10 protein-coding genes are annotated in these 13,437 nt (G+C 62.8%); 3 read left to right on the top strand and 7 right to left on the bottom strand.

The genetic code is table 11. The features are described 5' to 3' along the window. Positions 1-31 precede the first annotated feature (31 nt). Together VGO04_RS04075 and VGO04_RS04070 are read left to right on the top strand one after the other, a co-directional pair. Positions 32-721: a L,D-transpeptidase gene (locus VGO04_RS04075; RefSeq protein ID WP_327494679.1), complete on the top strand. Its 690-nt coding sequence runs from the start codon at positions 32-34 to the stop codon at positions 719-721. 272 nt (positions 722-993) lie between these two features. Beyond that, positions 994-2,925: a HAMP domain-containing methyl-accepting chemotaxis protein gene (locus VGO04_RS04070; RefSeq protein WP_327494678.1), complete on the top strand. Its 1,932-nt coding sequence runs from the start codon at positions 994-996 to the stop codon at positions 2,923-2,925. A 112-nt stretch (positions 2,926-3,037) separates the two neighbouring features. Here VGO04_RS04070 and VGO04_RS04065 read toward each other — a convergent pair whose 3' ends face one another. Then, positions 3,038-5,209 (bottom strand): malate synthase G, encoded by a 2,172-nt coding sequence (locus VGO04_RS04065; protein WP_327494677.1) that lies wholly within the window; start codon positions 5,207-5,209, stop codon positions 3,038-3,040. 203 nt (positions 5,210-5,412) lie between these two features. Beyond that, on the bottom strand, positions 5,413-7,413 hold the full coding sequence (locus VGO04_RS04060; protein ID WP_327494676.1) for a hydantoinase/oxoprolinase family protein: 2,001 nt from the start codon (positions 7,411-7,413) through the stop codon (positions 5,413-5,415). A 151-nt stretch (positions 7,414-7,564) separates the two neighbouring features. On the opposite strand from VGO04_RS04060, the gene VGO04_RS04055 reads away from it, so the two are divergent. Next, the gene (locus VGO04_RS04055) at positions 7,565-8,194 is read left to right on the top strand and encodes a hypothetical protein (RefSeq protein ID WP_327494675.1); all 630 of its coding nucleotides are present in this window, start codon (positions 7,565-7,567) and stop codon (positions 8,192-8,194) included. Here VGO04_RS04055 and VGO04_RS04050 read toward each other — a convergent pair. The 5 genes from VGO04_RS04050 to hslV form a co-directional block, all read right to left on the bottom strand. Next, positions 8,148-9,542: a cytochrome P450 gene (locus tag VGO04_RS04050; RefSeq protein WP_327494674.1), complete on the bottom strand. Its 1,395-nt coding sequence runs from the start codon at positions 9,540-9,542 to the stop codon at positions 8,148-8,150. The genes VGO04_RS04055 and VGO04_RS04050 overlap by 47 nt on opposite strands. Before the next feature lie 74 nt (positions 9,543-9,616). Continuing rightward, positions 9,617-10,561: a DUF1402 family protein gene (locus VGO04_RS04045; RefSeq protein WP_327494673.1), complete on the bottom strand. Its 945-nt coding sequence runs from the start codon at positions 10,559-10,561 to the stop codon at positions 9,617-9,619. Between the two features lie 197 nt (positions 10,562-10,758). Continuing rightward, a complete protein-coding gene (hslU, locus tag VGO04_RS04040; protein ID WP_327494672.1) occupies positions 10,759-12,063 on the bottom strand; it encodes an ATP-dependent protease ATPase subunit HslU in 1,305 nt (434 codons plus the stop codon). Continuing rightward, entirely contained in the window at positions 12,060-12,584 is a 525-nt protein-coding gene (locus VGO04_RS04035; protein WP_327494671.1) for a GNAT family N-acetyltransferase, read from the bottom strand. The genes hslU and VGO04_RS04035 overlap by 4 nt, the downstream gene beginning before the upstream one ends. Then, positions 12,574-13,131 (bottom strand): ATP-dependent protease subunit HslV, encoded by a 558-nt coding sequence (gene hslV / locus VGO04_RS04030; RefSeq protein WP_051659613.1) that lies wholly within the window; start codon positions 13,129-13,131, stop codon positions 12,574-12,576. The genes VGO04_RS04035 and hslV overlap by 11 nt, the downstream gene beginning before the upstream one ends. Positions 13,132-13,437 lie beyond the last annotated feature (306 nt).

Here is a 13,437-nt window from a genome sequence, read left to right as displayed (position 1 = left end):
GTTTTTCTTTGCTTCTTTTTAAGAGACACCCATGCGCTTCCGCAATGCCTTCCTCTTGTGCAGCCTCGCGGCGACACTCGCTGTTGCCGGCTGCTCGACGACATCGTCCAAACCCGAGACCGCTGCCAACGAACCCGCTCCCGCAACCGCAGTGGTCGCGACCAACCAGATCTTCACGGGCGATTATGGCGCGGTTGAGGATCACGGCTATGCCCTTCCGGCGATCCCGATCAACAAGGTCGACAGCCGCTACCATCGCCAGATCGTCGACTACTCCACCAAGGAGCGTCCGGGCACGATCGTCGTCAACACGCCGAACCGCTTCCTCTATTACGTGCTGCCGGGCGGCAAGGCCGTGCGTTACGGCATCGGCGTCGGCAAGGCCGGCTTTGCATGGGAAGGCGAGGCCTATATCGCCTGGAAGCAGGAATGGCCGATGTGGCATCCGCCGAAGGAAATGGCCGAGCGCAAGCCGGAAGTGGCGAAGTATGTCGAAGAGGGAATGGGCCCCGGCCTCAAGAACCCGCTCGGCGCCCGCGCGCTCTACCTCTTCAACGACCAGGGCAAGGACACACTGTTCCGCCTGCACGGCACGCCGGAATGGTCGTCGATCGGCACGGCCGCCTCTTCGGGCTGCATCCGCCTGATCAACCAGGACATCATTGACCTCTACTCGCGCGTTCGCCCCGGCAAGAGCGCCCGCGTCGTCGTTCAGCAATAATCAAGCCACTTCGAACCTGATCGAGCCGCCGACGCAATCGGCGGCTTTTTTGTTGGCGCCAACCGCCGATTGCTCTTCCCCAGGGGTACACCAGCGCGCGCCGGCGACGCAAAGTTGTCGTCTGGGATGGCACTCAAATCAGGGTCGCGACCGTCTGATGATTCGGGGCAGGAATGTTCGATTTCGACTTAAATTCAAACGCTTATTAAGTAAGCGTTATCTAAATGAAGAAAACAGTGTGCTCAAGAAATTCCGCTTCGGGAGGGACTGGCATGCTGATCAAGACCAAGCTCATCGGCGCTATTGCGCTGCTATCGACAATCGCGATCGGTATCGCTGTTCACAGCCAATCGCTGTTGTCGGAAACCAGCCAAACAATGGACGCGGTCTATGCCGACCGCATCGTGCCCTTGAAGAACCTCAAGGCGACGTCGGACGCTTTTGCCGTCTCGATCGTCGACGCCGCTCACAAGGTGCGCAACGGCAACGAGACGATGGAGGCCGGGCTTGCCTCGGTCAATGCGGCACGGGACGCGATCAAGTCTAACTGGGATGCCTATGCCGCAACCACGATGACCGACGAGGAGCGGCGGCTTGTCGACAGTGCGCGAAGCCAGATGGTCGTTGCCATGGATTCGATCACGGCATTGTCGCAAATCCTCTCGGCCAAGGACCAGAAGGCGCTCGACGGCTTTGTACGGGAAAAGCTCTACGCAACGATCGACCCGCTGACGGAGACGATCTCGAAAATCTCCGATCTGCAGGTCGAGCTTTCCGGCACGACGTTCGAGACGAAGCATCACGAGTTCGAGACGGTACAAAAACTCAATATCGGCATCATCATTCTTGTGATCGCGCTTGCTGCCGGCACCTTCCTCGTCGTGTTGCGGGGCGTCGTCGGACCGCTTGGCCGCCAGATCGCCGCGATGCGCCGGCTGATCGACGGCCACGTCGAAGACAGCGACGGGCCGGTCAACGGCAAGGACGAGATCGCCGAGATGGCACGGGCCATCCAGTCCTTCCGCGAAGCGGCGCGGTCGAACCTCAAACTGCAAGCCGAGGCCGATGAGAGCCGCCGTAACAGCGAGGCTGAACGCGTTCGTGTTCAAAGAGCGGCTGAACAGGCAGCGCAGGAAAAGCTGACGCAGGCGACGGCGGGACTGGCCGGCGGCCTTCAGCGGCTCGCCAACGGCGATCTCGCGGTTCAGCTGCATGAACCGTTCTCCGCCGAGTTCGAACAGCTGCGGCACGACCTCAACAAGGCGGCCGGACAGCTGAACGATGCTCTGCTCGCCGTTGCCGACAGCGCCCAGAACATCGGCATGGGCACGCGCGAGATCAGCCAGAGTGCCGACGATCTGTCCAAGCGCACCGAACAGCAGGCCGCTTCGCTGGAGGAGACGGCAGCAGCACTCGATCAGATCACCGCCAATGTCAGCAATTCGTCGAGGCGTACTGAGGAAGCACGCGATGTCGCCGGAGAGGCGAAAACCAGCGCCGCCCAGTCATCGGTCGTCGTTGCCAATGCCGTGGAGGCGATGCGGCGGATCGAGGAATCGTCGAGCCAAATCTCCAGCATCATCGGCGTGATCGACGAGATCGCCTTCCAGACGAACCTTCTGGCGCTGAATGCGGGCGTCGAGGCGGCACGGGCTGGCGAAGCCGGCAAGGGCTTTGCCGTCGTAGCACAGGAAGTGCGCGAGCTGGCCCAGCGCTCGGCCAAGGCCGCCAAGGAAATCAAGGATCTCATCCGCACCTCCAGCCAGGAGGTCGAGAATGGCGTGCGCCTGGTACGCGACACCGGCGAAGCGCTGCAGACCATCGAAGCGCATGTCATCACCATCAACGAACACATGGCGGCGATCGCCACGTCTGCCCGCGAGCAGTCCGTGGGTCTCAGCGAAGTCAACACCGCCGTCAACCAGATGGACCAGGTGACACAGAGAAATGCCGCGATGGTCGAGGAGGCCAATGCCGCCTCCGCCACGCTGGCGCAGGAAGGCACGAACCTGCGCAACCTGATAGAGCGCTTCACGCTCGCCGGTGCGGCCCAGGCAAGAGGCGGATCGAGGGCACCTGCCCCGGCGGCCGGCCCAACGCCCCGCGATCAGGGGCGCCCCGTCACCCAGGCGATCCGGCGACCGGCTCCCTACGCAACGCAAGGCAATGCCGCACTGGCGACCGACGGCTGGGCCGAGTTTTAGGCCGGGGCGTGACGTGATTTCACCTGGAAGCCCGACCTGGTGCTGAAACGACAAAGCCGTGCGTCCAAGTGAACGCACGGCTTTTTCTCTATTCTCTGGCTCCGGGGGCGAATCAGGCGGCGTTGCGCGCCTTCAGCTCCAACCGGCGACGGTGCAGGACCGGCTCAGTGTAACCATTCGGCTGCTCGCGGCCCTTCAGAACAAGTTCGACAGCCGCCTGGAAGGCGATCGAGACGTCGAAGTTGCCGGCCATGGCGACATAGAGCGGGTCTTCAGCGTTCTGGCCGTCGACGACGGCGGCCATACGCTTCATCGTCTCGACCACCTGAGCCTCGGTGACGACGCCGTGGTGCAGCCAGTTGGCCATGTGCTGGGCGGAAATGCGCAGCGTCGCACGGTCTTCCATCAGGCCGATGTTGTTGATGTCAGGCACCTTCGAGCAGCCGACGCCCTGGTCGACCCAGCGAACGACGTAGCCGAGAATGCCTTGGGCGTTGTTGTCGAGTTCGCGCTGGATTTCCTCCGGCGTCCAGTTCGGACGGACGGCGACCGGCACCGACAGGATATCCGAGAGCTTGGCACGGGCGCGGCTCTTGAGGCTCGCCTGAACGTCGGCGACGTTGACACGATGATAATGGGTCGCGTGCAGCGTCGCAGCCGTCGGCGACGGAACCCAGGCGGTGTTGGCGCCGGCCTTCGGATGAGCGATCTTCTGTTCCAGCATTGCCGCCATCAGGTCGGGCATGGCCCACATGCCCTTGCCGATCTGGGCATGGCCGGAGAGGCCGCATTCAAGCCCGATGTCGACGTTCCAGTTTTCATAGGCACCGATCCACGCCGCCTGCTTCATGTCGCCCTTGCGGATCATCGGGCCAGCTTCCATCGAGGTGTGCATCTCGTCGCCGGTGCGATCGAGGAAACCGGTGTTGATGAAGACGACGCGCTCGCGGGCGGCACGGATGCATTCCTTGAGGTTGACCGTGGTGCGGCGCTCCTCGTCCATGATACCCATCTTCATGGTGTTGGCGGGCATGCCGAGTGCCTTTTCGACACGGGCGAAGATCTCGCTGGCGAAGGCGACTTCCTCGGGGCCGTGCATCTTCGGCTTGACGACATACATGGACCCCTCGCGGGAGTTCATGCGGCGGCCGCCATTGCCAACATCGTGCAGAGCAATCAGCGCCGTGACCATCGCATCCATGATGCCTTCGGGCACTTCGTTGCCGTCCCTATCAAGGATAGCCGGATTCGTCATGAGGTGGCCGACATTGCGAACCAGCATCAGCGAGCGGCCGGGCAGAGACAGAGTGCCACCAGCGGCGGCCGTGTAGGTGCGATCGGGATTGAGACGGCGGGTGAAGGTCTTGCCGCCTTTGGCAACTTCCTCTTCGAGGTTGCCGTTCATCAGGCCGAGCCAGTTGCGGTAGACGACAACCTTGTCCTCGGCGTCGACGGCTGCGACCGAATCCTCGCAGTCCATGATCGTGGTGATCGCCGATTCGAGGATGACGTCGGAAATGCCGGCGGGATCTTCCTTGCCGATCGGCGTCGAAGCGTCGAGAACGACGATCGCATGCAGGTTGTTGTGCCGCAGAGCGATCTCCGAGCGCGCACCTTCCTGACCGGAATAGCCGACGAATTGCGAGGCGTTGCGCAAGGTGGTGTTGGAGCCATCCTTGAGCCCGATGGCAAGCGCGCCGCCGGCCACCTTCAACGATGTGACATCGGCCCAATTCCCCTTCGCCAGCGGTGCGCTGGCATCAAGCAAATCACGCGCCCAGGCGATGACCTTGGCGCCGCGCTTCGGATTGTAGCCACGGCCCTTTTCGGCATCGTCCGCGTCGGAAATCGCGTCCGTGCCATAGAGCGCGTCATAGAGCGAACCCCAGCGCGCATTGGCGGCATTGAGCGCATAGCGCGCATTCATGACGGGAACGACGAGCTGCGGGCCGGCGATCGTCGCGATCTCCGGATCGACATTGGCGGTCGAAACGCTGAACTCGCCGCCTTCCGGCAGCAGGTAACCGATATCGCGCAGGAAGGCCTGATAGGTGTCGATATCGACGGGCGCGCCGTTCTGCTTGTACCAGGCGTCGAGCTTGGCCTGGAGGTCGTCGCGCTTTGCGAGCAACGCCCGGTTCTTCGGCGCGAGATCGTGCACGAGAGCGGAAAGCTCTGCGAAGAAGTGCTCCGCATCGACGCCAGTACCCGGCATCGCCTCGTCCACCAGAAACTGATGGAGACCCGCATCAATCTTCAAACCAAACTTCTCAATGCGGTCCATCTGCCAACTCCTTGAAATAGACAACAGGAGCGCCACCGATCCCTACGGTCCCGGGAAACGCTCCAACATTTTGATCTTGCGCATCGAGCCGGCCGCGGACCGCCCCAAGCGCAATACGCGCGTGAAACGGCGGCAGTTTCTCACCAATTCATTCCCTGTCAATTCTGCAAGGATGCGAAGAATTATTTCCAAAATCGAAAAGATCAGTGATGGGCGATACGCGGACGGCCGCTGGCGGATGCGATGAACCGGGCCTCGATCAGTTTGCGGCTCCCTTCGACTTCGGGCGCGTCGATCTCCTCGCGCAGGAGCGAGGCCGGATCTTCGGCGCCGTTGGTGCGTGCCGCCTCCAGCGCCATGGCTTCGGCCCGGCCGCGCGCCGCGCCGAAAGCCTTTTCCTGATCGAGGAAGCGTTCGCTGACGCCTGCACCGTTGACAATGTAGATGCCTTCTTCCGGCATCGTCACGAAAACGGTGACCGTCGCCCTGACCTGACCGACGACGGCTCCGACGGCATTGGCGACGCCCGCCTCTTCGGGGATAGCGGCTTCCGTTCCGAGCATCTCTGCAATAGCCGGGTAATAAACCGGGGCCGAGGCGCCGAGGCCGACAAGCGGCCGATCGAGCCCCAGCGAGAAACGCACAATGCCCGGCACCCGGGTCAGCGCCCGGTCGACGGCCTGGGAGGCGGCCGGATCGATCGTCGCTCCGTCCTCGCCGAGACAGGCCTGCAGGATGACCTCCGAGGATTGGCGCGTCAGCCGGTCGACGATCATCTCGGCCATCGTTTCGGGCGAAGAAGCGATCGGCTGGCCGGAGCCGTCGCGCGTCCGGGCAGCAAGCTCGATGCCAAGGCGGGCCGCCTCAAGGTTCCATTGCGATTGCCGACCGAGCACATGCATGGCGTCGGACGGCGTGAGCCCGCAGATATGCACGAGCCCGCGCGCCACCAGCCGGTCAAGCGTCGCCTTCTGCGGCGTCGAGACCAGCAGCGTTTCGAGCGCGACGGGAACTGCTCCGACGCGCTCATAAAGCGCCTGTTCCTGCGGCTGAAGCCCGCTTGCAAGATGGTCGGGAAGTCCGGTGCGCACCGCAAGCCGGCCGTCGTGGCGCCCACGGTGCTGCGCGCGTATCTGCTTTTCCAGAACCGAAATCACCGCATCACCATGCAGGGCAGCTGCAAGACTGAGCGGCATCAGCCGGCGCGGCCCGAGATCGAGCTTGGCCTTGAGACCGCGATCGTTGATGCGCACTTCCGAATCGCCGCCGAGGCCATAGGTTCGCATCGCCACCGCCTCGACCATGGTGCGGAAGCCGCCGACAACGGCCCCTTCGGCGTCGAGACGCGGGCGACCACCATCGAGAACCGCCACATCGGTGGTGGTGCCGCCAATGTCGGAGACCACGGCATTGTCGAGACCGGTCAGGTGCCTTGCGCCCACGAGACTCGCCGCCGGGCCGGAGAGAATGGTCTCGATCGGGCGCAGCCGCGCCTCTTCGGCCGAGATCAGCGCACCGTCGCCGCGTACCACCATCATCGGAACATCGATGCCCCGCACCTTCAGGAATCCCTCGCAGGAGCCGATCAGCCGGTCGATCATCGAGACGAGACGGGCGTTGAGCAGCGTCGTCAGCGCGCGGCGCGGCCCACCGAGCTTGGAGGACAGTTCATGGCTGCAGGTAACCGGCAGATGCGAGACTTCGCGAATACGGTCGCGCACCCGCTTTTCGTGATCCGGATTCCGAACGGCGAAATATCCGGCAATCGCAAAGGAGGAGACCTGGTTGGCCAAAGTCGGCAGGGCAGCGTCGAGCTCGCTCATGTCGAGCGGAGTTTCGCCACCATGCACGTTGTGGCCACCCGGCAAAAAGATCACCGGATCGGAGCCGAGCGCTTCCTGCAGGCCATCGCGTTTCAGATCGTCCGGACCAAAGCCGATCATCACGAGACCGGCGCGACCGCCCTGCCCTTCGACAAGGGCATTGGTCGCAAGCGTCGTCGACAGCGACACCATGCTGATCGCCGAGACCGGCACCTTCGCCTGATCAAGCACGGCTTCGACCGCACCGGAAATGCCGACCGCAAGGTCGTGACGGGTCGTCAGCGCCTTGGCCTTGGCGACGACGCCTTGCGTTTCCGAGAAGAGAACGGCGTCGGTGTAGGTGCCGCCGGTGTCGATGCCGAGAAGAAAATGGGAGGTCAATTCGCGCAGTCCGGAATTCGCGCGGGGCGTAAGGCCCCGGGTTCAATGGGGATCGATGCGGTGATATGACATATTTCGACAGAAAACCATCGTGTCGCAGACATCGACGATGAGTTCAGCGACACCAGTGAGAATGGCAGGGGTCCATCGCATGCTCGAACACCGCCGTCCGTTGCTCGTCGTCTCGCTGCTAACAGCGGGTATTCTCTCTCTTTCAGCGGGCGTATCCCACACCCAGGACGCAGACGAAGAGGAATACAAGCCGCAATTGCCCGAAGTCGCCATCTACAAGGCGATGCTCGACGCCAACAAGCAGACCGGCTGGATACAGTTTCGAAACTACGACGACCGCCAGCTGATCTATTTCACCGCATTGCAGACGATGCATTGCCGGCTATCGGAAATCCGCTACTCGATCAATTCGGACGCGCTCGACAAGCGCTTTCCACTGGCCAAGTGCAATCCGCAGCTGCCGTTCAACCTGCCGGGCGACGATACGGCCGAATATGTCTACATATCCCTGCCCGCCAACGAGGCGAAGACGCTGACGATCCAGGCGGTCTGGGACGATGGCGCCGGCAGCGAGATCGTCGTCTACAAGCCCTGCGACAATGCCGGCGACGCCACCTGCGCCCAGATCAAGACGATCAAGAAGCCGTCGAAGCTGCTGCAACAGCCAAAGCCGGCGGACTCTCCGGTGCGTTCCGTTCAGTCACCGATCCCTGGCAAGACCTTCAGCGAACCGACACCCTCATCGGCAACCCGCCCCGCGGTTGAGTAGTCAGACGCTGCACCGGCCAGGGATTGGTTTCGGCCGTCATATCGAAGCGGTAGCGATGCATCATCACTGCAAGCGCAATCACCGCCTCCTGTAGTGCGAAGGTGGCGCCGATGCAGACGCGCGGGCCGGCACCGAACGGCAGATACTGGTAGCGGTGCAGCTTCTCGCGGTTTTCCGGCAGGAACCGCTCGGGCATGAAGGCGCGAGGCTTCTCCCAATAGAGAACGTGTCGATGGAGCGTCCAGGGCATGATCAAGACGGCGATGCCCTTGGGGATGCGCACGCGTTTGCCTGACGGCGAGACCCACTCGTCCTCCTCGATCGCGGCCCGGTTGATCGACGGCGCCGGCGGATAGAGCCGCATCGCCTCCTCGAAGGCGGCCAGCACATGCGGCATCAGAGCCAGCCACTCGACCGGATCGGCACCGCTTGCGATCGCAGCGTCGATCTCGGCCTCCATTGTCTCTCGGTAGACCGGCGTGTTGGCGACGCAGTAGAGCGTCCAGGCGAGCGCACGGGCCGTCGTCTCGTGCCCGGCACCGATGAAGGTCAGGATGTTGTCCTCGATTTCGGCCGTTGAAAGACCCTGGCTGCCCTCGATCTCCAGAAGCAGGGTCAGAAAATCCTGCGGCGTGCCCTTGGGGTTTTCAGCCATCTTGCGGCGGCGGAGCGCCATGGTCTCGGAAACGATCGAGCGGAAGCGGTTCATCACTTTTCTGCCGCCGATCCGGGTCGGGCGCGGCACCCATTCGGGCGCAAGTAGGATGTCCATCGGATCGACCCGCCCCATGCGGTGGAGCAGTTCTTCGACACTCTGGACAAAGCCCTCCCGTTCGACGGCGACCTCGCCGGAAAACAGCGTCTCGGCCAGGATGTCGAAGGTAAGTTCCGTCATGTCGTTGGCGACGTTGGTAGTGAACGGAGCCTTCCTGGCTTCGGCATAGCGCTCGACGAATGCTTCCGAGCTGCGCAACATCTGGCCGGCAAAGCCCTTGGCGTGGCGCGGTGTGAACACCGGAGCCATCGCTTTGCGCGACCGCTTCCACACCTCACCTTCCGCCGTCAACAGGCCGTCGCGCAGGATCGGCCTCAGGATCAGCCGTCGAACCTTCGACATCTCGTAGTTGGCGACGTTGTCGACGAGGATGTGACGGATGAGGCCGGGATCGTTGACGATCAAGGTACGCTGGGTGACGAATTTCGTCTCGATCCAGGGCAGGGTGTAGGACGGTTCGCCCCACAGTTCGAGCGGGTTGCGCAGGACCGTCCTGATGATCTTCAGGTAAGAAGGGATGCCCACACGAGGAATGGGAGCCGGCGGCTCGAACGGCTCCGGACGCATGTCCATGGTGATTGCCTTTCTCGATTGCGCCAATGATTTCAGGTTTTTACGGCGCAATCAAGGAAAGTGCTTCACGTGAATCACAAGAGGCTTTCGAGCTCGGACAGCTTGTCGTTAACGAGCCAGCCGTAATAATTCTCCTCCGGCCACTGCGCCTGGCCGGCCTGCATCTTGGCGGCAAGGGCAGCGGCGCGGCCGTCCGGATTGCCGACGTTATAGAGCGTCGCGGTTACCCCGGGATTGGTCGAAATGTCGACGCCGGCGATCGACTTGTAGGCGTCGATCGAGTGGCGGATCGAGGCGGCCATATAGGCGAGCGAGACGTCCGGATCCATGATCGCCTCATAGACGCCGGCGGCATTGTTCTCGTCGAGCCGGTCATAGCCCGAGGTCTTCGCGACGATGTCGGTCAGCATCAGCGCCGTCAGCGGGTTGATCTGGCCAAGCCCGAAGGTCTGGCCGGCAAAGAACGGCTGGAAGAACACGGCGCTGAAGCGGTTGTTCGGGTAGGACTTGCCGCCGACGGACTGGCCGCGGAAATCGTTGTCCCAGACCCGCTCGCGGCAGCTCCAGAGCGCATAGGCGCCCTTCTTGGCACCGCATTCGGAAAACTGCGGCCGGGCGACGAATTCAGCGACGGTCTCGCCGTCATAGCCGAACTGGAAGCTGTTACCGGCATAGGCGGCCGCCTTGACGTAATAGGACTGCAGCCGGTCATAGGCGTCGACATTGTAGGTATGCTCGCCGACGATGGCGCCGACCATGTGGATCGGGGCGATGCCATAGGCGCGCGACACCGACTTGATCTTGCTGATCAGCTGCTTGTCGGTTGCGAGCAGATCGCGGACCTTTTCGAACTTGGCATCGAAGGAGGTGCGGCCGGCCTTGGTACGGCGCACGGAAGCGCCCGGGATGGCGGGCTGTTCGACGTTGCGGTTGCCCGGCGGGACGTCGGTCGCGGCGAATGCCTGGCTTGCGGTCAGGCAAAACGTGGCGATAGCGAGCATACAGGCGGTAAAACGCACGATCTCTTCTTCCTGTGACTGGTGGAGGCTGCCTCGGTCGGCGGGGCGGCTCCTACGCCAAGATCATGTCGGAAAGATGCCCGGACCACGATCACTCCTCAGCGACCGTGTTAGAAAAATTAAGGCCGCCTGTCGAGAGACAGGCGGCCCGCTGCTTGAGGGTTGCCGGCGCCGAACTGCCCGCACCGACCGAAATGTCACAAAATATAGCGCGACAGATCGGTGTTGGCGGCGATGTCGCCGACATGCTTGCGCACGTATTCGGCATCGATCGTCACTTCATGACCGGCCTTATCCGGGGCGTTGAACGAAATCTCGTCGAGCACCCGCTCCATCACCGTCTGCAGCCGGCGGGCGCCGATGTTCTCGACGCTGGCGTTCAGCTGCACGGCGACATCGGCAAGCGCATCAATCGCGTCATCGGTGAAGTCGAGCTTGACCTCTTCCGTTTCCAGAAGCGCCTTGTACTGGCGGATCAGGCTCGCCTCCGTTTCCGTCAGGATGCGGCGGAAGTCTTCCTTGGTGAGCGCGCGAAGCTCGACGCGGATCGGCAGGCGGCCCTGCAATTCCGGCAGGAGGTCCGAGGGCTTGGCCACATGGAAGGCGCCCGACGCGATGAAGAGGACATGGTCGGTCTTGACCGGTCCATATTTGGTCGCAACCGTCGTGCCTTCGACGAGCGGCAGCAGGTCGCGCTGCACGCCTTCGCGCGACACGCCGGCCCCCATGCCGCCTTCCCGCGAGGCGATCTTGTCGATCTCGTCGAGGAAGACGATGCCGTCGTCTTCGACCGCCTTGACCGCTTCGCGCTGGATCTGCTCGTTGTCGAGCAGCTTGTCGGACTCGTCGTTGATCAGCAGCTCATAGGAGGCCTTGACCGTGGTCTTGACCTTCTTGGTACGGCCCCCCATCGCCTTGCCGAACATTTCGGACAGGTTCAAGACGCCGATGTTGGCGCCGGGCATGCCTGGGATCTCGAACCCGCCGGGTGCGCCAGTTTCGGCAAGATCGACCTCGATCTCCTTGTCGTCGAGCTCGTTGGCACGCAACTTCTTGCGGAAACTGTCGCGCGTCGCAGGCGACGCCGTGGCGCCAACCAGCGCGTCGAGCACCCGTTCTTCGGCGTTCTGGTGCGCCTTGGCCTTGACCTCGACGCGGCGCTTTTCGCGCACGAGACCGATGCCGACCTCGACGAGATCACGAATGATCTGCTCGACATCGCGGCCGACATAGCCGACCTCAGTGAACTTGGTCGCCTCGACCTTGACGAAGGGCGCGCCGGCGAGCTTGGCCAGACGGCGGGAAATCTCGGTCTTGCCGACGCCGGTCGGGCCGATCATCAAAATGTTCTTCGGCATCACCTCGTCGCGCAGCTCGTCACCGAGCTGCTGGCGGCGCCAGCGGTTGCGCAGAGCGATGGCCACGGCGCGCTTGGCGTCGTTCTGGCCGATGATGAAACGGTCGAGTTCCGACACGATTTCTCTGGGTGAAAACGTACTCATGTAGTCCTCTCAAACTCGGTCCGCGTCAGCTCCATCAGGAGCGTGCGGCCGGATGCGTCAATCCATTCTGCATAGGGCACGAAGCCGGCCTTGGTGTAGGCGCGGACGGCGCGGCGATTGCCGGCATCGGGGTCGATCACGATGCGGGGCGCGCCGGCGGCAAACAGCCGTTCGGCAAAGGCCCGGAGCGCCAGTGAGGCGACGCCCCTGCCCGTCAAATCCGCAGGGCCGACGAAGATGTCGATGCCAGGCACATTGGCCGGCAGGTCCTTCGCCCAGGGCTCCTCGTCCGGGTACTGGAACGGTATCCACGACTGGATGTAGCCGGCCGGCTCACCGGCCACGTGGAAGATGAAACCTTCCACTTCTCCGGCCGCACAGCCTTCGCGGATCAGCGCCACTTCCTTGTCGGGCTCACCCCACCATTGCCGCACATGCGGTTCGCTCAGCCAGGCATGCAGCAGCGGCAGATGGTCGTCGACCACCGGCACAAAGCTGACATGCACGGGCTCATTGGGCATCCAGCGTCTCCACGACGATATTGTGGTTGGTATAGACGCAGATGTCGCCGGCAATCTGTAGCGCCCTGCGGGCGATGTCTTCGGCCGACTTGTCGCTGTCCATCAGCGCGCGGGCCGCGGCAAAAGCGTAGTTGCCGCCCGATCCGATGGCGATCGTGCCATGCTCCGGCTCCAGCACGTCGCCATTGCCGGTGATGGCAAGGGTGATCGACTTGTCGGCGACCAGCATCATGGCCTCGAGATTGCGCAGATACTTGTTGGTGCGCCAGTCCTTGGCGAGCTCGACCGCGGCGCGCATCAACTGGTCGGGATATTGCTCGAGCTTGGCCTCAAGCCTTTCGAGCAGCGTGAAGGCATCGGCCGTGGCGCCGGCAAAGCCGGCAATCACGTCGCCCTTGGCAAGGCGCCGCACCTTGCGGGCGTTGCTCTTCATCACCGTCTGGCCGAGACTCACCTGGCCGTCGCCGGCCATGACGACCTTGCCATCCTTGCGTACCGTGATGATGGTCGTCGCATGCATCGTTCCGTAGGGATTGTGTTCACTCATGAAGGTACCTGTCGGCCCCCAATACGCGGGGCGTTGCGGCTCGGATCCGAGCCTGGTTGCTTGAGGCCTATGTAAGTACGGCAGACACATTTGCAATTGGCAACTGGGTCACCGCGCAATCTTCGTTCGGGGCACGTTGCCGGATGATTCGAATCGACGCTCAAGTTCTGGATATTTCAGCTTTTGCCTGATAAGGAGCCGCGTCAGCCACTTGAGGAGAGCCCGATGGCAGAAGCCACGTCCAGCCGCACTGCAGAGGTTTCGCGAAAGACCAACGAAACCGCAGTGTCCGTATCGGTCAACATC

This window comes from Ensifer sp. (assembly GCF_035999185.1).
GTDB lineage: Bacteria > Pseudomonadota > Alphaproteobacteria > Rhizobiales > Rhizobiaceae > Ensifer.
The sequence above is the reverse complement of the archived record's forward strand: the minus strand, read 5'-3'. Positions and strand labels throughout refer to the sequence as shown.